Here is a 17847-nt window from a genome sequence, read left to right as displayed (position 1 = left end):
TCCAGGCGATTTCCGAATGCCATTCTGGAATCGCCGCCGAAGGAGCGTTCATGGACAAAGAGGCCATTCGCCGTAGGTATCTGGAGGAGCGCGACAAACGCCTCCGGCCCGACGGCAACGACCAGTACCTACGGCTCACCGGTCAGCTCAGCCACTACCTGGACGACCCGTACACCCCGATGACCGCGCGCGAGCCGCGACGCGACCACGTGACGGTCGCGTTCATCGGCGGCGGGTTCGCCGGGCTCGTCACCGGGGCGCGGCTGAAGGAGGCCGGCGTCGACGACGTCCGCATCGTCGAGAAGGGCGGCGACTTCGGCGGCACCTGGTACTGGAACCGCTACCCCGGCGCGCAGTGCGACACCGCCTCCTACGTCTACATGCCGCTGCTGGAGGAGACCGGCCACGTCCCCACCGAGAAGTACGCGCACGCGCCGGAGATCCTGGAGCACTGCCGGCGCATCGGCAAGCAGTACGGGCTGTACGACAACGCGCTGTTCCACACCGAGGTCACCGACCTGACCTGGGACGGCACGCGCTGGATCGTCTCGACGAACCGGGGCGACGCGTTCACCGCCCAGTTCGTGGCGATGGGCATCGGGCCGCTGCACGTGCCGAAGCTGCCCGGCATCCCCGGCATCGAGACGTTCCGCGGGCACTCGTTCCACACCAGCCGCTGGGACTACGCCTACACCGGCGGCGACGCGCTCGGCACGCCGATGGACCGGCTGGCCGGCAAGCGGGTGGCGATCATCGGCACCGGCGCGACCGCCGTGCAGTGCGTGCCGCACCTGGCCAGGGCATGCGGCGAGCTGTACGTGTTCCAGCGGACGCCGTCGTCCGTCGACGTGCGCGGCAACCGGCCGACGGACCCCGAATGGTTCGCCTCGATCGCCACGCCCGGCTGGCAGCAGCGCTGGCTGGAGAACTTCACCGCCAACCAGACCGGCGCCCTGGCGGAGGAGGACCTGGTGATGGACGGCTGGACCGACATCGCCCGCCGCGTCCGCGCCAGGATCGCCGAGCTGCCCGCCGGGGAGCGCACGCTGGAGCGGATGCTGGAGGCGTTCGAGGACTCCGACTTCGAGAAGATGGCCGAGATCAGGGCCCGCGTCGACGCGATCGTGGCCGACCCGGAGACCGCCGACCGACTGAAGGCCTGGTACCGCCAGCTCTGCAAACGGCCGTGCTTCCACGACGAGTACCTGCAGGCCTACAACGAGCCGGGCACCCACCTGGTCGACACCGACGGCAAGGGCGTCGAGCGCATCACCGAGACCGGGGTGGTCGCCAACGGCAGGGAGTACGAGGTCGACTGCGTCATCTACGCCTCCGGGTTCGAGGTCGGCACCGAGTTCTCCCGCCGCGCCGGCTACGACCTGACCGGGCGCGACGGCGTCCGGCTGTCGGAGCACTGGGCCAACGGCATGCGCACCCTGCACGGCATCCACGTGCACGGCTTCCCCAACGCCTTCATCGTCCAGCCCACCCAGGGCGCGAACCTGATCTCCAACATCCCGCACAACCTCACCGAGGCCGGCCGCACGATCGCCACGATCGTCAAGCACGCCCTCGACCACGGCCACACCCAGGTCGAGGCCACGGCCGAGGCCGAGGACGCCTGGGTGGAGCTGCTGCTGTCCGGGGCCGGCTCCCTGCTGGGCTCGCCCGACTGCACGCCCGGCTACTACAACAACGAGGGCGTGGACCCGGGCCGCGCCGGCCGGCTCATGGTCGGCCATCCGCAGGGAGCCATGGCCTACTTCCGGTTCATCGACGAGTGGCGCTCCTCCGGCGACTTCGACGGGCTGGCGTTCCGCTGAGCCGAGCCGAGTTTCGGCACCGCCGCCACCAGCGCCCGCGTGTACGGGTGCGCGGGCCGGGTGAGCACCTGCCCGGCCTCGCCCTCCTCGACCGCCCGGCCGTCCTTCATGACCAGGACGCGGTGGCTGACATGGTGGACGACGCCCAGGTCGTGCGAGATGAACAGCATGGCGGTGCCGTACTCGGCCTGGAGGTCGGCGAGCAGGTCGAGCACCTGGGCCTGGACCGACACGTCGAGCGCCGACACCGGCTCGTCGCAGATCAGCACGTCGGGGCGGGGGCCGAGGGCGCGGGCGATGGCGACGCGCTGGCGCTGGCCGCCGGACAGCTCCCTCGGGTGGCGGGCGGCCAGGTCCGGCGGCAGGCCGACGCGTTCCAGCAGGTCGAGCACCCGGTCCCGGCGTTGGCCGCGGGGCAGGCCGAGCGGTTCGGCGACGAGCCGGCCCACGGTGTGGCGCGGGTCGAACGAGCCGAGCGGGTCCTGGGAGACGAGCTGGACGCGTGACCGCAGCGGCCTCCTGGCGCGTTCCGGCATGCCGCTCCACGGCCGCCCGAGCAGCGTGACCCGGCCGTCGTCCGGTTCGAGCAGGCCGAGGGCCAGCCGGGCGAGCGTGGTCTTGCCGGACCCCGACTCGCCGACCACCCCCAGGGTCTCGCCCTCGCGCAGGCTGAACGACACGCCGTCCACAGCCTTACGGGTCCCGTACGCCCTGGTGAGGCCGGTGCCGGCGAGTACCTGGACGTCCGTGACCGGCCTGGGCGGCGCCGGCGTGCCGGGGGCCGACAGGCGGGTGCCGCGCGAGGCGGCGGACGGGACGGCGGCCAGCAGCGTGCGCGTGTAGGGGTGCCGGGGGTCCGACAGCACCTCGTCCGCCGGGCCCTCCTCGACGACCCGGCCGTCCTTCATGACGAGGATGCGGTCGGCGATCGAGGCGACGACGGCCAGGTCGTGGCTGATCAGCAGCAGCGCGGTGCCCGCGGCCTTGCGCTCGGCGAGCAGGCGCAGGATCTGGGCCTGCACGGTGACGTCGAGCGCGGTGGTGGGCTCGTCGGCGATGATCAGCTCGGGGTCGGCGGCGATGGCGGAGGCGATCAGCACCCGCTGGCGCAGCCCGCCCGACAGCTCGTGCGGGCGCTGCCCGACGCGGGCCTCCGGATCGGGCACCCCGGCCGAGGCGAGCAGCTCCAGCACCCGATCCCGGCGGCGGGCGCGCGGCACCACGTCGTGCACGGCCAGCACCTCGGCGATCTCGGCGGCCACCGTGCGCAGCGGGTCGAGCGAGACGAGCGCGTCCTGCAGCACCAGCCCGGCGAACCTGCCGCGCAGCCGCCGCCAGTCGGCCTGCCCGAACCGGAGCGCGTCCCGGCCGCCGATCCGGAACGAGCCGGCCGTGACGGTGGAGCCGGGTCCGGCCAGGCCGAGCAGCGACCGCGCCGTCACGCTCTTGCCCGAGCCGGACTCGCCCACCACCGCCACGCACTCCCCCGCCCGCACCGCCAGCGAGACCCCGCGCACCACCTCGGCCCGGCCGAAGCGCACCCGCAGGTCCTCCACCGCCACCAGCGTCCTGAGCAGCGGCGGCGCGGCGCTCACTGTCATGGCGTCCTCCCTTCGAAGTGGCGTTGCATGCGCCGGCCGGTGACGGTCAGGCAGACCACGGTCAACGTGATGGCCGCGCCCGGGAAGAGCGCCTGCCACCAGGCCACCCGCAGGTAGTTGCGGGCCTCGGAGAGCATCGAGCCCCATTCGGCGGCGGGCGGCTGCGGCCCCATGCCGAGGAAGCTGAGCCCGGAGGTGGCGATGACCGCCGTGCCGAGCCCGATCGTGGCCAGCACCGGGATCGCGCCGAGCACGTTCGGCAGCACGTGACCGGCCACGATGGCCGCCCGGGAACGGCCGAACGTGACGGCCTGCTCGACGTAGCCGGACCGGCGCACCACGAACGTCTGGGCGCGGACGACCCGGGCGTACGTGGGCACCTGGGCCACGGCGATAGCGAAGATCACGCTGCCGGTGCCCGGTCCGGCGATCGCCACCACGAGCAGGGCCAGCAACAGCTCCGGCAGCGTCGAGAGCGTGTCGAAGGAGCGGGCCAGGGCCTCGTCCAGCCAGCGGGGCGAGAGCCCGGCGGCCAGGCCGAGCAGCACCCCGGCGGTGACCGCCAGGCCGGTGGCCGCCACGCCGATGCTGATCGAGTGACGGGCCCCGTACACCACCCTGGCCAGCACGTCGCGGCCGAGGTGGTCGCTGCCGAGCCAGTGCGCGCCGCCGGGCGGGGCCAGCGCGGCGGCCGGGTCGGCGGCGAGCGGGTCCACGGCGGTGAACAGGCCGGGCGCGGCCACGGCGGCCGCGAGCAGCACGAGGAACGCCAGCGGCGCGAGCACCCGCATGTCAGGCCCGCACCCGGGGATCGATGACCCGGTAGGCCAGGTCGAGCAGCGTGCTGATCGTCACGTACACGACCGCCGACAGCAGCACCACGGCCATCACCACCGGCAGGTCGCCGCCGGTGACGGCCTGCATGGCGACCTGCCCGAGCCCCGGCCTGCCGAACAGCACCTCGGTGATCACCGCGCCGCCGAGCAGGGTGCCGGTGAACCAGCCGGCCAGCGTCACCGCCGGAAGCAGCGCGTGCCTGAGCGCGTGCCGGGCGACCAGCGCCCGCTCGGTCAGCCCGCGAGCCCGCGCGGTCACCGCGAACGGCTGCTCCAGGGCCCGTTCCAGCCCGTCGCGCAGCACCTGGCCGAGCACGCCCGCGATCGGCAGCCCGAGCGCCAGCGCCGGCAGCACCAGCGCCTCCGGCCCGGCCGCGCCCGACACGGGGAACCAGCCGAGCGTGAACGAGAACACCGACAGCAGCACGATCCCGACGAGGAACGGCGGCACCGACACCGACACCAGCTCGGCGGCCGAGGCGGCGCTCCGCGACCAGCGGCCCCGCCCCGCGGTGACGAGCGCGATGACGGCCGCCAGCGCCACGCCCGTCGCGGCGGCGGCGAGCGTGAGCTGCGCGGTCGGCCACACCTGGCCTGCCAGGATCTCGCCGACGCCCCGCTGCGACTGGTACGAACGACCCAGATCGCCCTGGAGCAGGCGGCCCAGGTACGCCAGGTACTGGACGACCTCCGGCCGGTCCAGGCCCCACTCGGCGATGATCCCGGCCCGGATCTCCGGCGTGTCGGGGCCGTCGCCGACCAGGATGTCGACGGTGTCTCCCGGCGCGAGCAGCAACGCGAGATAGGCCGCCGTGGCCGCCGCCCACATCACGGCGACCCCGGCGAGCAGCCTCCTGATCATGTGCCGATCCGCACGTCGTAGGCGCTGCGCGGCGTCCCCGAGCCGGGGTCGAACCCGAGCCCCTGCACGCCCGCCCGGGAGGTGATCTGGTCGGCGGGCACGTAGATCGGGAACACCACGGCCTTGTCCGTCACCACGACCCGCTGCACCCGGGCGTAGAGCCTCTTGCGCTCGGCCTGGTCGAGCGTGGCCGACGCGCGGTCGAGCCAGCCGTCCACGCGCGGGTCGACGTACCCGGACCGGTTGATCGCGCCGTCGCGCGGCAGGATCAGGTTGAGCGCCGCGCCCACGTCGGAGTCGCCGCGCGAGTTCTCGAAGATCTCGTACGCGCCGTCCGCCACCGCCTGCTGCGCGGTGCCCTGGTCGACGATCTTCACCTGGAAGTCGATCCCGGCGCTCTGCTTGACCTGGGCCTGGATCGCCTGCGCCAGGACGTCGCGGCGGTCCCTGACGAACGGGGCCGACGACACGCTGCGCACGCTCAGCCGCTTCCCGTCCTTGACCCGGTAGCCCTGGGCGTCGCGTTCCGTCCAGCCCGCCGCGTCGAGCAGCGCGTTGGCCTTGGCCGTGTCGCCACCGAAGGAGCGTTCGAGCGAGGCGTCGTAGAACGGGCTCGCCGCGCCGACGACGCTCCACGCCCGCGTGGCGGTGCCCTGGTAGACGGCCTTGAGCACGGCGTCCACGTCCACCGCCTCCCGGAACGCCTCGCGGACGCGCTGGTCGTCGAAGGGCGGGTGGGTGACGTTGAAGTAGTAGGAGAACGACGTGCCGGAGTTGAGCGCGGTCTGGAGGGCCAGACCGGGATCGCTCTTGATCAACTTCACCTCGGTGGCCGGGACCCCCTCGATGACCTGCACCTGGCCGGAGGTGAGCGCGCCGACCCGGACCGCCGCCTCGGGCAGGAACCGGTAGACGACCTCCGACAGGTACGCCGGCCCCTGGTGCCCGGCTCCGGGAGGCGCCCAGGCGTAGGCGGGGTTGCGCCGGTAGCGGATCTCCTGGCCCTGCACGTACCGCTCCAGGATGAACGGCCCGGTCCCGACCAGGTCGGGGCCGCCGAACTTCAGGTCCTTCGCGGTCTTCAGCGACCTGGGCGACACCTGGCCGCCGTACGGCGAGGCGAGGAAGTCCAGGAAGAGGCCGTCCGGCTCCTTCAGCGTCACCTTCAGCGTGTGCGAGGCCACCGCCTCCACCTCGTCCAGCGCGCCGAGCTGGATGGACGCCACGGCCGGGTTGTAGTCCGGTACGCGGAACTGGTCCAGGTTGGCCTTGACGGCCGCCGCGTCGAAAGCCGTCCCGTCGTGGAACTTCACGTCGTCACGCAGCTCGAAGGTGTAGGTCAGGCCGTCGTCCGACACCTTCCACGACCTGGCCAGCCACGGCTGGAACGAGCCGTCCTTCCCGCGCGAGACGAGCGCGTCGAACTGGTTGAACACCAGCAGCCTGGCCTTGTTCTGCGACCACTGGTGCGGGTTGAGCGTGATCGGCTGGGTCTCGATCGCCCATGTCAGCGAGGCCGCCTGCTCGCCCTGCGGGGCCGTCTGCGTGCCGCAGGCGGCCAGCGCCAGCGCGAGCAGCAGGGGCGTCAGCCGCTTCACTGTCGCTCCCAGGCGTCGGCGAGCAGCTCGTAGGAGCGCACCCGGTCGGCGTGGTCGTGGGTCATGGTGGTGACCAGCAGCTCGTCGGCCCCGGTCACCCGCCGCAGCACCCGCAGCCGCTCCGCGACCTCGCCCGGCGTGCCGGTGAACTGCGTGTCGGCACGGTCGCGGACCAGGTCACGGTCGGCCTCGCTCCACTCGTACGCGGCGGCCTCCTGCGGCGTCGCGTACGGCTGCGCGCCGGCCCCGGTCCTGATGCCGCGCACCCACAGCCCGTACGGGGCCGCCAGCTCGCGGGCCTTCTCCGTGGTCGGGGCCACGACGGCGTCGGCGGAGACGATCACGTACGGCTCCGCCAGCGTGGCCGACGGCTTGAACGCCTCCCGGTACGCCTGGACGGCCTCCAGCACGCCGGCCGGGCTGACGTGGTAGTTCGCGGCGAACGGCAGGCCGCGCTCACCGGCGACCCTGGCGCTCTGGCCGCCGCTGCTGCCGAGGATCCACACGGCCACGTCGGCCCCCTCCCCGGGCACCGCGCGAGCCTGGTGGGTGCCGCCGAGGAAGGCGAGCACGTCGTCGACCTGCTCGGCGAAGTCCGGCGTCTCGGCTCCGGGCTGGCGCAGCAGCGAGTCGTGGAAGACGAGCCGGGGATGCCCGGCGAGCCGCGACCAGTCGAACGGCGCGGGGATCAGCAGCCCGTCGACCGTCCGGGGGCCCGGCGGGGGCTCGGGCGCCCGGACCGGCGCCTGGCCTGGCGCGGGTCTGCCCGAGCGGCCGAGGCCCAGGTCGAGGCGGCCCGGGTGGAGGGCGTCGACGAGGCCGAACTCCTCGACGACCGACAGCGGCGTGCGGTGCCCGAGCTGGACCGCCCCCGAGCCCACCCGGATGGTCCGGGTGGCGGCGGCGATCAGCGCGATGAGCACGGAAGGCGCGGAGCTCGCCACGCCGGGGGCCAGGTGGTGCTCGGCCACCCAGTAGCGGCGGTAGCCGAACTCCTCGGCCCGGCGGGCCAGGTCGAGCGTGTTGCCCAGCGCGTCGGCGGCGCTGTGGCCGGACGTGATGGGGGCGAGGTCGAGGATGGAGAGGGTCATGACGTCCTTCCGGGGAACGGCCGGCTGGGGACCGCCTCGCGCAGCGCGGGCGCGATCTCCGCCTGGAACAGCTCCAGCGCGTCCCGGTGCCGGCGGGGGGTGAGGCCGTCGGCGTCGGCGTGCAGGTGCATCACCTCGTGACCGAACCGCTTGTGATAGCGCAGCACCTTGTCCACGATCTGCTGCGGGCTGCCGACCAGGATGGAGCCGCGCTCGATGGCGTCCTCCAGCGTCGGGAACACCGGCCGGACGCCGAGCTCCGCCAGCAGGGCGATCCTCGCGTCGTAGATCGGCCGGTAGGTGGCGATCGCCTCCTGCGAGGTGCGGGCCGTGTAGAAGCCAGCGGTGCCCGCGCCGACGAGCGCGTCCGCCGGGTCGTGCCCGTGGTGCGCCCACCGCTCGCGGTAGTGATCGATCAGCTCGGCGTACGGCTCGATGGGGTTGGTGACGTTGGCCGAGAACAGCGGGTCGCCGTAACGGGCGGCCAGCTCCACGGACTCCTTGCTGGTGGCGCTGCCGTGCCACACCCTGATGGGCCGCTGGAGCGGCCGGGGCAGCACCTCGGCGTCGGTGAGCGGCGGCCGGAACCGGCCCTCCCAGGTGACCTTGTCCTCCCGCCACAGGCGGCGGAACAGCTCGTAGCCCTCCCGGTTGCGCTCCCACTGGTCCTCGGGGGTGACGTGGAAGAGCTGCGCCTGCGCGGTCCCGTTGCCCTTGCCGATGATCAGCTCCAGCCTGCCGTCCGACAGGTGGTCGAGCGTGGCGTAGTCCTCGTACGCGCGGACGGGGTCGAGCAGGCTGAGCGTGGTCACCGCGGTGAACAGGCGGATCGTGGCCGTCCTGGCCGCGATGTTGGCCAGCACCACGGGCGGCGACGACGACAGGAACGGCCGCTCGTGCCGCTCGCCCACGCCGAACCCGTCGAAGCCCAGTTGCTCCGCCAGCACCGCGTTCTCGACGACCTCGCGGAGGCGCTCGGTGGGTGAGCGGTCGTCGTGGTGCGCAATCAACGTGATAGCCAGAAACTTCATGATGCCTCCGCGTATCGGCTGGCCGGGCGGGCCAGCCCCAGCAGGCCCCGCAGCGTGCCCGCCTCGTACCCGGACCGGAACGCGCCCCGCGCACGCAGCTCGGCCGTCAGCCGCCGGGTGATCTGCTTCAGGTCGTCCGGCACCACCCCCGGGCGCAGCCGGAACCCCTCGATCCCGGCCCGCCGCCAGTCGAGCAGCAGGTCGGCCAGCTCCCCCGCGGTGCCGGTGAAGATCGCCGCGTCGGAGGTCAGCTCGGCCCCGGCCAGCTCGTCCAGCCGGGCCCTGCGCGCGGCGGCGTCGTCGCCGACGAACACGAGCAGATCGGCGAACACCTTGACCTCGCCCGGCAGGCCCCTGATCTCCCGGACGACGTCTCGCGCCTGCTCGGTCGAGCGCGGCGTCACGTACACGACGTCGGCCGCCCGCGCCGCGAACTCGTACGGCAGCCGCGCGTGCGCCAGCGCGGTGACCACGGGCTGGCCCTGCGGCGGGCGCGGCGTGATCGACGGGCCCTTCACGGTGAAGAAGCGCCCGGTGAAGTCGATGTGGTGGAGTTTGTCGCGGTCGACGAACCGGCCGGTCGGCACGTCCCGGATCTCCGCGTCGTCCTCCCAGCTGTCCCACAGCCGGCGCGCCACCTCGACCGCGTCGGCGGCCTCGGCGAACAGGTCCCGGACGTGGGGCGAGTCCGCGTCCAGCCCGTCGAGCGGCGGGAACGCGCGGCGGCCGAAGTGCCGCGCGTCGCTGCCGCGCGCCGAGATCCGCGCCTGCCACCCGGCCCGGCCGCCGCTGACGTGATCCAGCGTGGCGATGCCGGTGGCCACGTGGAACGGCTCGGTGTGCGTGGTCGTGGCCGTGGGGACGAGCCCGATCCGCCTGGTCAGCGGCGCGATCCGGGCCGCCAGCAGGACGGCGTCGAACCTGCCCCGCACCTGCCCGGTCTCGTCGTCGTCCCCGTCGGCCAGCAGCGACTGCAGGCCCAGCGAGTCCTCGATGGTGACGAAGTCGAGCAGCCCGCGCTCGGCCTCGGCGACCTGCGCCGCCCAGTAACGGGCCGAGAAGATCGTCTCCGGCCTGGCGGTGGGCTCCCGCCACGCGGCCGGATGCCAGCCCGCGCCGTCCAGGGCGACGGCCAGGTGCAACGTCATGACAGCTCCAGGTGTTCGCGCAGCGTGGCGCCGGTGTACTCGGTACGGAAGACGCCGCGCTCCTGAAGCAGCGGCACCACCCGGTCGACGAAGTCGTCCAGGCCCCCGGGCGTCAGGTGCGGCACCAGGATGAACCCGTCCGCCGCGCCCGCCTGCACGTGTTCGTCGATCTGCCTGGCCACGCTCGCCGGGGTGCCGACGAACGTCTGGCGGCCGGTCACCTCGATGACCAGCTCGCGGATGGTCAGCCCCTTCTCCTGGGCGAGCGCCCGCCACTTCGCGGCCACGGCGGCCCGGTCGGCCAGCCGCACGCGGCCCTGCGCCACCTCCCCCGTCAGGTCCGGCTCCACGTCCGGCAGCGGCCCGTCCGGGTCGTAGGCCGACATGTCGCGCCCCCACACCTGCTCCAGGAACGCGATCGCGGTCTGCGGGCCCACCTGCTGGCTGCGGATCACCGCCGCGTTCTCGGCGGCGTCCTCCTCGGTGTCGCCGAGCGCGTACGTGGCCGCCGGCATGATCTTCAGCTCGTGCGGCGCTCGGCCGTGGCGGGCCAGGCGGCCCTTGACGTCGGCGTAGAACGCCTTGCCGTCGTCCAGCGTGCCGTGCCTGCTGAAGATCACGTCCGCCGTGGCCGCGGCGAACTCCCTGCCCTGCTCCGAATCGCCCGCCTGGATGATCACCGGATGGCCCTGCGGGCTGCGCGGCAGCGTGAACCGACCCGCCACGTCGAAGTGCTCGCCCCGGTGGGTGACCGTGCCGATGCCGCCCGGCCGGACGAACCGCCCCGACTCCCGGTCGGCGACGAACACGCCCGGCTGCCAGGAGTCCCACAGCGCCCGCGCCAGCCGGACGAACTCCGCGGCCCGCGCGTAACGGTCGGCGTGGTCGAGGTAGCCGCCGCGGCGGAAGTTCTCGCCGGTGAACGCGTCGGACGTGGTCACCACGTTCCACCCGGCCCGGCCCTCGCTCAGGTGGTCGAGCGTGGCCAGCCGCCTGGCCAGCTCGTACGGCTCGTTGAAGGTGGTGTTGACGGTGGCCGCCAGGCCGAGCCGGGACGTGGCCGCCGCCAGCGCGCTGAGCACGGTCAGCGATTCGGGCCTGCCGACCACGTCCAGGTCATGGATGCGGCCCTTGAGCTCGCGCAGCCGTAACCCCTCCGCCAGGAAGAAGAAGTCGAACAGGCCGCGCTCGGCCGTCGCCGCCAGATGGGTGAAGGAGGAGAAGTCGATCTGGCTGCCCGAACGCGGATCGGACCAGACCGTGGTGTTGTTGACGCCGGGGAAGTGCGCGGCCAGGTGCAGGCGGCGGCGCGGCCGGCTCACCGGTCCCGCCGGTGCGGTTGGTGCCAGGAGTCGGGCAGTCCCTCGATCGTCTCCGCGAACGCCGGACGCCGGTACAGGTCACGGGCGTAACCCCACAGGTGCTCGAACTCGCTCAGGTCGAACACCTCCAGCCGGGCCAGCGACACCCACAGCCGCACGTCGGCCTCGGTGATCGTGTCGCCCGTCAGGAACCGGTGCTCGCCCAGCAGCGCGTCCAGCCGCTCCAGCGCGGCCCGGGAGGCGCCGGTGTTGACCTCCGCGTAGATCCAGGCGTTCAGCTCGTCGATGCGCGGACGCAGGCGCACCGGGTACAGGTCGGCCCCGGCGCGGGCCCAGGCGTCGAACTGCGTGCCGAGGTCGATCGTGATGTCGGGGAAGTGGTTGCTCACGATCCGGCCGGTCAGGCGGTCCCACAGGACCGGGACCGACAGGTGGCCGTCATAGCCGGGCCGCGTCGCCTCGTACGCCTGCCCGAGCAGCGTGAACCCGTTGACCGGGTCGGGGCCGCGGTGGGCGCGGAACGCCCACCCCCGGCCGTCGCGCTCGTCGTCCACGTACGACAGGGTGACGACGTCCTCCAGGCCCTTGAGCTTGCGGACGATGGCGACGCGCTGGGCGTACGGGCAGGTCCAGGCGGCGTAGACGTGGTAGCGGCCGGGTTCGGCGCGGAAGCCGCTCGAACCGTCGGCGGTGACGCGCCCGCGGAAGGGGTAGGCGGGCGTGCGGGCGTAGTGGCCGTAGGTGGCGTGGTCGGCGGGGCTCGCGAAGGCCGGCGCTTGCGTGGTCACGGTGGCTCCTGCGGTGGGCACAACGGTGGGCACGGTGTGAATGGGCACGGTGTGAGTGGTCACGGGGGCCTCCTCAGGGGTGGGCGGTGAAGCGGCCGAACCGGCCCTGGTGGTAGAGCAGCGGGCGGGCGGCGGACCGCACCCCGGCCTCCGCCACCAGGCCCACGACCAGCACGTGATCCCCCACGTCGCGGATCTCGTACGGCAGGCACACCAGATGGGCGGACACGTCGAGCAGCAGCGGCGCGCCCAGCGGGCCGGGCCGCCAGCGGGTGGGCTCGGCGAACCGGTCGACGCCCTTGCGGGCGAACCGGGACGCCACGTCGGCCTGGTCACCGGCCAGCACGTTGACGGCGAAGTGACCGGCCGCGCGCAGGGCGGGCCAGGTGGTCGAGGAACGGTCCACGTAGAAGGAGACGAGGGGTGGTTCGAGGCTGACGGAGGAGAAGGAGGTGGCGGTCAGGCCGACGGGGACGCCCGCGTTCTGCGCGGTGATCACCACGACGCCGGCGGCGTGCACGGCGAGGGCCTGGCGGAAGCGGTCGGCGTCGACGACGGGACCGGGCAGCGTTTCCGTCATCGGTCCTCCTCCGGGTCCGCTTCGTCGTCGGGGAGGTCGTACCAGTGGATGTCGCCGGGAAAAGGGTCAAGATCGATCACGAGAATGTCCTCACGGGGAGAAAGGCGTGGCTGGGTCGTGATCAACGACACTGCGCGCTGGCGACGTGACCGAAGTCCACGTGCGGGCGCCTGGTCAGGTTGAGTCCCTGGCTCATACCGGAAACGTACGTCGCGGCGTCCGTTAAGTCAACATTTCCTACTCGTTTTATAGGAATTGAAGACGCGCAGGCGGGAACGGGTTGTCGGGCAGCAGGATCACCCGGCGTCCCTCCCTCGGACGCAGCGCCGCGTCCAGGTGCAGCAGGGCGGCGCCGATGCCCGCCGCGCCCACCATGTAGCCCGTGTCGGCCGTCAGCTCGCCCGGCCGCAGCCTCCGGTACGCCTGATACCAGCGCAGCCCCCGGCCACCCGACCCGTCGGCGGTCCCGATCAGATGTTCGGCGAGCGCCTGCGCGTGATCCAGGTACGCCTGCCGCCCCGAAGCCGCCCACAGCCCCACGAACAGCTCAAGCAGCCCGGCCGCCCCGCAGCACTGGCATGCCGCGTTCCAGAACCCCGGCGTACGCCGCTGCGGCACCTCGCTCTCGACCACGCCGTGCGCCAGCCGCTCCACCCAGTCGAGATCCCCCGGATCGCCCCCCACCCGGTGAAGCTCGTGGAACATCCGGGCCACCCCCGCCGAACCCGAACAGAACCCCAGATAGTGCAGCTCCCTCGCCTGCGGCACGTGATGCGGCACCACCGCGCACCGCCCCGCCACCACGCTCACCTCCCGCACGAACCCGGCCCCCCGCCGCGCCGCCTCCAGGAACCGCATGTCCCCGGTGGCCCCGTACAGCCTGGCCAGCAAGAACGCCGTCCCCGCCGTCCCCGCCAGGAACCCGGGCGCCACCGCGTCCTCCGGCAACGCCGCCCGATCCCCGCCCTCGGACTCCCCCGCCCGATCGTCAACGGGCCTCTTCGCGGGCGGGGGCGCCTCACGGGGGTCGGCGCGCCCGGAGGAGGCCGGCGGTTCACCGGGGTCGGCGCGCCTCAAGGGCTCGTCGGGCGTGTGGGCGTCGTGGGGGGTGGGGGCCTCGCCGGGGCGTCCTGGCGGCGTCCCTTCAGCGGACCGCGGCGGGCGGGGCGGCTCATTGCGCGGCGGGCGAGCGGGCGAAGGCGGAGGGGACGGAGGGGGTGGGGGCGGAGGGGGTGGGGCGCCGAAGCGGTGGCCGGGGACGGCGAGGCCGGCGATGCGGGCGCCCGCCTCCAGGGCCACGTCCTCGCAGGCGCGCACGCCGAGCGCGGTGGCCGCGCGGAGCAGGGCGAGCACGATGCCGCCGTCACCCCGCTGCGCCGGGTCGCCGGTCCAGCCGGGCCCACCGGGCAGCGGGCGGGCGGCGGCGGCGATGCGGGCGGCGGCAGCCGCGGCCTCCTCCTCGAACCCGCCGTCGCCCAGCGCCCAGCCGGCCTCGGCGAGCGCCACCACCGTGCCCGCCAGACCGTGGTAGAGGGTCGGATCCGGCTGGTCACGCCACCCGGCCGCCAGATAGCGGGCCCCGGCTCGGGCGTCCTCCAGGTACGTCTCGTCACCGGTGGCGTCGGCCAGCTCGAGGAAGAAGAGCACGATGCCCGCCGCCCCCGCGTAGAGGGACGCGGGCTCGGCGGGGACGGCCGCCCGGCCGCCCGGGTCGGGGTTGGCCGCCCAGTGCCGCCGCCCCCGCCCGTCGTCGACGGCGGCCGACCGGATCCACCGTGCCGCCTCGACGGCGGCGTCGAGAGGTGTGCGCGCGCGGGTCGTGTCCGAGCCCATGCGCTCAGTATCCCACAGGGACAGTAGGGAATTCCGCTACGTGTTACCGCTAACACAACGCGCCGGGAAAGGACGCCTCTCCCGGCGCGTACCGGAGCTATCTGTAGGTGATGTCGGAGGAGGAGTAGAGGCAGTTGACCCCGTCCGCACCGGAGCCGATCTTCTCCGGCTCGCTCCCCTTCGGAACGCCCCGGTACTTCTCGCAGATCGTCGCGCTCCCGTACACCGTGATCCGGCTGAACCTGGCCGTGTCACCCCAGTTGGTGTTGATCCCGGCCAGCACCTTCGTGGACCGGGCGGTGACGCCGTCCATGACCACGTGCCGCTGGTAGGAGCTGGAGCAGTTGCCGCACGCCCGATAGAGCTTGCCCGAGCTGTGCACCTGGAAGTCGCGGATCGTCACCGTGCCCGCGCCGTTGTGCTGGAACACCTTGTCGGAGCCCGACTTCGCGCCGCCGCCCTCGACCAGGTAGCGCGCCGAGGAGCTGGAGCTCTTGAACGTGGCGGCGTCCTCGCCCACGTCGTTCCACCACACGTTGCGGATCGTGCACGAGCCCTCGCAGTGGATGCCGTCGCCGGCCGGGGCGTCGATGATCACGTTCTGGATGGTGCCGCCGTTCGCCACCACGAACATCGGGTCCTGGCTCTCGCTCTGCCCGCCGTCGCCGATGCCGTAGTAGCGCTTCATGCCGCCGTCGAAGAACGTGCCGACCTCGCGCGTCTCCGTCTGGTGGACGCTGCCGGTGTCGGACGGCCACGCGCCGCTGCCGTCGCCGCCTCCGCTGTCGCCGGAGCCGAGCTTGACCAGCCGCCACTGCTGGTTGGCGCCGTTCAGGTCGTCCCATTGGGAGACGCGGGCGCCGTCGCTCGTGGCCCACTCCCACGCCTCCAGGGCCTTGCCGCTGTGGCGGTTGATCAGGCGTACGTGCCCGCCGTCGGAGTCGGCCAGGCGGAACTGCTGGTTCCAGCCGTTCAGATCGGCCCACTGGACGATCTGGGCGCCGCCGTCGGCGTTCCACTCGTAGACGTCGAGCACCTTGCCGCTGTGCCGGGACTTGAGCCGGTAGTAGCCGTCGCCGGAGCTGACGAACCGCCACTGCTGCTGGTTGCCGTCGTTGCGCGCCCACTGCACGATCGGGGCGCCGTCGGCGGTGGCGAAGTCGTACAGGTCCAGGGCCTTGCCGCTGTGCCGGTTCACCAGGACGTACCAGGCGCCGGTGTCGACGGTGGCGGCCTGGGCCGGCGGTGGCAGCACGGCCAGGGCGCCCGTCAGTGCCGTCACCACGGCGGTGGCGGCCACGGACAGGCGGCGCAAGAGTTGACGTAACACGTCCGCTCCCTTCAGGTAAGCGCTTTCCCTGATTGATCCCACGCCCCCGGCAAGCCGTCAACCAACGGACGCGCCCGGAAAGGGTGACCTGCGGCGTTCCGCTGAAAGTTTCAGCCCGGAAAGTCCAGGACCAGGTACTCGTACTCGCCCTCACCGGCCTGCTTGAAGACCTGGTCGCCGTCGTGGTCCACGAAGACCGTCAGATACAGGTCACCCCGCTGCTCCGCGATCGGCTGCTGCGTGTCCCCCTGGAAGATCGACGAGACCAGCACCTTGTCCTGGGTGTCCGAATGGCGGGTCACCCGGTCGCCGATCAGATAGTTGTGACCCTCGTCGTTCAGGAACAGGGTGCCGGAGCCGTGCTCGAAGTCCGCCATGCCGGTGCCCGGGGCGAAACACCGGTGATCGGCCGTCTTGGCGCCGTCCGTGATGTCGAACACCGAATCGTCCGTCCAGGCGCACACCTGCACCGCGCGCTCCTCGGGCACGCTGGGGAAGCGCAGCTCGAACGGGGCCGCCTGCAAGGAGACCCTGGTGACCGGGGCGTCCAGGTCGGTGAGCGCCAGCGGGGCGGCGGCGTTCCCCTGCCAGAACTCCAGCCCGAGCCTCGGCGACCGCACCACCGCGTTCCCCGTGGACGCGGACGGCGAGCTCGTCGTCGGCCCGGCGGCGCCGGTCAGATTGGTCACCACGACCACGACCCCGGCCAGCACCGCGACCGCCGCCGCCACCGCGCCCACCAGCAGCCCCCGGCGCCTCCTCCCCGGCCGCGTGACCGGCCCCACCGCCGCCCCCCACGTCCTCGGCCCCGAAGCACTGTGACCAGCCGGATAGGACGCCCCCTCCGACGGCCCACCCGCCCGAGGCCCGGCCCCGGCGGGGGTCGCCCCTCCCGAACCGGGCCCGGCCCCGGGCGGGGCGTATCCCCCTGACGGGACCTGGCCACCCCCAGGAAGGAACGCCCCTCCCACGGGAGCGGGCGTCCCCGAGGGCGGAGGAAGCGGGTACGGGGTACCGGCCGGCGTACGGGCATGACCGCCCGCAGGAGCGTGCGCACCCGGAAGGGGTGCCGGTTCCGAAGGGGTGCGGTGTTCCGGGGTGGGTTTGTGTCCCGTCGGGGTGGGAGGGCCGGGGGGCGAGAAACCGGTGGGGGTGTGGGTGAGGAGGGCGGTGAGGAGTTGGGCGGCCGTGGGGCGGTGGGCGGGGTCCTTGTGGAGGCAGGCGGCTACGTGACCGCGCAGGGGGCCGGCGAGGCGGCCGAGGTCGGGGTCGGCGTTGAGGATCCGGTTGATCACCGCAGGGAGCGGCTCGTGCCCGAATGGCGGCCGCCCGTTGGCCGCGTACGCGATCGTGCACGCCCACGCGAACAGGTCCAGTTCGGGCCCGGCCGGGTGCCCGGAGAGCTGCTCGGGCGACATGTACGAGGGCGTGCCGACGACGCCGCTGGCCGGTCCGGCGGTGGCGTCGAACCGCCGGGCGATGCCGAAGTCGATCACGCGGGGCCCGTCGGCGGCGAGCAGGACGTTGGCGGGTTTGAAGTCGCGGTGCACCACGCCCGCCGCGTGGATGGCGCCGAGCGCGGTGGCGGTGGCGACGGCGAGCCGGTCGAGGTCGGCCCCGGCGAGCACGCCGCGCTCGTGCACCGCCGCCTGCAGCGACGGCCCGTCGACGTACTCGCTGACCACGTACGGCGGGTCGGCGTCGGGGTCGGCTTCCAGGACGCGGGCGGTGCAGAACGGCGCCACCCGCTGGAGGGCGGCCAGTTCGCGGGTGAAGTAGCGCCGGGCCTCGGCGTCATGGTCGAAGCGGGCGTGCAGGAGCTTCACGGCCACCTCCTGGCCGTCGGGGCCCTCGCCCAGGTAGACGACGCCCTGCCCGCCTTCGCCGAGCCGTGCGCGCAGGGCGTATCCGGCGATCTCCCGCGGGTCGTTCTGCCGGAGGGGGCGCGTTCGACGCTGAGATGCGGGCATACGTCCGATTCTGGCGGGCCGGCCCGATGGGGCG

14 protein-coding genes are annotated in these 17847 nt (G+C 73.4%); 1 reads left to right on the top strand and 13 read right to left on the bottom strand.

The window, feature by feature from the left end; genetic code table 11:
- Window positions 1–50: 50 nt before the first annotated feature.
- Window positions 51–1823 (top strand): flavin-containing monooxygenase, encoded by a 1773-nt coding sequence (locus tag ACWDXC_RS29350; RefSeq protein ID WP_449986970.1) that lies wholly within the window; start codon window positions 51–53, stop codon window positions 1821–1823.
- Here ACWDXC_RS29350 and ACWDXC_RS29345 read toward each other — a convergent pair.
- The 13 genes from ACWDXC_RS29345 to ACWDXC_RS29285 all read right to left on the bottom strand — a co-directional run bounded on the left by ACWDXC_RS29345 (window position 1760) and on the right by ACWDXC_RS29285 (window position 17813).
- A complete protein-coding gene (locus tag ACWDXC_RS29345) occupies window positions 1760–3424 on the bottom strand; it encodes a dipeptide ABC transporter ATP-binding protein (RefSeq protein ID WP_449986968.1) in 1665 nt (554 codons plus the stop codon). The two genes, ACWDXC_RS29350 and ACWDXC_RS29345, sit on opposite strands and share 64 nt — an antisense overlap.
- On the bottom strand, window positions 3421–4215 hold the full coding sequence (locus ACWDXC_RS29340; RefSeq protein ID WP_449986966.1) for an ABC transporter permease: 795 nt from the start codon (window positions 4213–4215) through the stop codon (window positions 3421–3423). The genes ACWDXC_RS29345 and ACWDXC_RS29340 overlap by 4 nt, the downstream gene beginning before the upstream one ends.
- Window position 4216: 1 nt before the next feature.
- Window positions 4217–5122, bottom strand: coding sequence for an ABC transporter permease (locus ACWDXC_RS29335; protein WP_449986964.1), 906 nt, complete (start codon window positions 5120–5122; stop codon window positions 4217–4219).
- A complete protein-coding gene (locus ACWDXC_RS29330) occupies window positions 5119–6720 on the bottom strand; it encodes an ABC transporter substrate-binding protein (RefSeq protein WP_449986962.1) in 1602 nt (533 codons plus the stop codon). Before ACWDXC_RS29330 ends, ACWDXC_RS29335 begins: the two co-directional genes overlap by 4 nt.
- A complete protein-coding gene (locus ACWDXC_RS29325; protein ID WP_449986960.1) occupies window positions 6717–7811 on the bottom strand; it encodes an LLM class flavin-dependent oxidoreductase in 1095 nt (364 codons plus the stop codon). Before ACWDXC_RS29325 ends, ACWDXC_RS29330 begins: the two co-directional genes overlap by 4 nt.
- A complete protein-coding gene (locus tag ACWDXC_RS29320) occupies window positions 7808–8842 on the bottom strand; it encodes an LLM class flavin-dependent oxidoreductase (protein ID WP_219508513.1) in 1035 nt (344 codons plus the stop codon). The genes ACWDXC_RS29325 and ACWDXC_RS29320 overlap by 4 nt, the downstream gene beginning before the upstream one ends.
- Window positions 8839–9990, bottom strand: a complete 1152-nt coding sequence (locus tag ACWDXC_RS29315; protein ID WP_449986958.1) for an LLM class flavin-dependent oxidoreductase — start codon at window positions 9988–9990, stop codon at window positions 8839–8841. The genes ACWDXC_RS29320 and ACWDXC_RS29315 overlap by 4 nt, the downstream gene beginning before the upstream one ends.
- Entirely contained in the window at window positions 9987–11312 is a 1326-nt protein-coding gene (locus ACWDXC_RS29310; protein ID WP_449986956.1) for an NtaA/DmoA family FMN-dependent monooxygenase, read from the bottom strand. The genes ACWDXC_RS29315 and ACWDXC_RS29310 overlap by 4 nt, the downstream gene beginning before the upstream one ends.
- Window positions 11309–12100 carry a glutathione S-transferase C-terminal domain-containing protein gene (locus tag ACWDXC_RS29305; RefSeq protein ID WP_219508511.1) on the bottom strand — a complete coding sequence of 264 codons (792 nt, stop codon included), beginning with the start codon at window positions 12098–12100 and terminating at the stop codon, window positions 11309–11311. The genes ACWDXC_RS29310 and ACWDXC_RS29305 overlap by 4 nt, the downstream gene beginning before the upstream one ends.
- A 73-nt stretch (window positions 12101–12173) precedes the next feature.
- Window positions 12174–12680 carry a flavin reductase family protein gene (locus ACWDXC_RS29300; RefSeq protein WP_219508510.1) on the bottom strand — a complete coding sequence of 169 codons (507 nt, stop codon included), beginning with the start codon at window positions 12678–12680 and terminating at the stop codon, window positions 12174–12176.
- A gap of 246 nt (window positions 12681–12926) precedes the next feature.
- Window positions 12927–14513, bottom strand: coding sequence for a lanthionine synthetase LanC family protein (locus ACWDXC_RS29295; RefSeq protein WP_449986953.1), 1587 nt, complete (start codon window positions 14511–14513; stop codon window positions 12927–12929).
- Between the two features lie 97 nt (window positions 14514–14610).
- The gene (locus tag ACWDXC_RS29290) at window positions 14611–15843 is read right to left on the bottom strand and encodes a pectate lyase (RefSeq protein ID WP_449986951.1); all 1233 of its coding nucleotides are present in this window, start codon (window positions 15841–15843) and stop codon (window positions 14611–14613) included.
- Window positions 15844–15953: 110 nt separating this feature from the next.
- Window positions 15954–17813 (bottom strand): serine/threonine protein kinase, encoded by a 1860-nt coding sequence (locus tag ACWDXC_RS29285; RefSeq protein ID WP_449986949.1) that lies wholly within the window; start codon window positions 17811–17813, stop codon window positions 15954–15956.
- Window positions 17814–17847: the final 34 nt, after the last annotated feature.

This window comes from Nonomuraea sp. NPDC003214, assembly GCF_053590035.1.
The sequence above is the reverse complement of the archived record's forward strand: the minus strand, read 5'-3'. Positions and strand labels throughout refer to the sequence as shown.

Excerpts from the sequence above, each read along its gene's own strand:
- ACWDXC_RS29345 (WP_449986968.1), bottom strand. The coding sequence starts at position 3,424 with ATGACAGTGAGCGCCGCGCCGCCGCTGCTCAGGACGCTGGTGGCGGTG.
- ACWDXC_RS29350 (WP_449986970.1), top strand. The coding sequence starts at position 51 with ATGGACAAAGAGGCCATTCGCCGTAGGTATCTGGAGGAGCGCGACAAA.
- ACWDXC_RS29315 (WP_449986958.1), bottom strand. The coding sequence starts at position 9,990 with ATGACGTTGCACCTGGCCGTCGCCCTGGACGGCGCGGGCTGGCATCCG.
- ACWDXC_RS29320 (WP_219508513.1), bottom strand. The coding sequence starts at position 8,842 with ATGAAGTTTCTGGCTATCACGTTGATTGCGCACCACGACGACCGCTCA.
- ACWDXC_RS29340 (WP_449986966.1), bottom strand. The coding sequence starts at position 4,215 with ATGCGGGTGCTCGCGCCGCTGGCGTTCCTCGTGCTGCTCGCGGCCGCC.
- ACWDXC_RS29335 (WP_449986964.1), bottom strand. The coding sequence starts at position 5,122 with ATGATCAGGAGGCTGCTCGCCGGGGTCGCCGTGATGTGGGCGGCGGCC.
- ACWDXC_RS29325 (WP_449986960.1), bottom strand. The coding sequence starts at position 7,811 with ATGACCCTCTCCATCCTCGACCTCGCCCCCATCACGTCCGGCCACAGC.
- ACWDXC_RS29300 (WP_219508510.1), bottom strand. The coding sequence starts at position 12,680 with ATGACGGAAACGCTGCCCGGTCCCGTCGTCGACGCCGACCGCTTCCGC.
- ACWDXC_RS29295 (WP_449986953.1), bottom strand. The coding sequence starts at position 14,513 with ATGGGCTCGGACACGACCCGCGCGCGCACACCTCTCGACGCCGCCGTC.
- ACWDXC_RS29285 (WP_449986949.1), bottom strand. The coding sequence starts at position 17,813 with ATGCCCGCATCTCAGCGTCGAACGCGCCCCCTCCGGCAGAACGACCCG.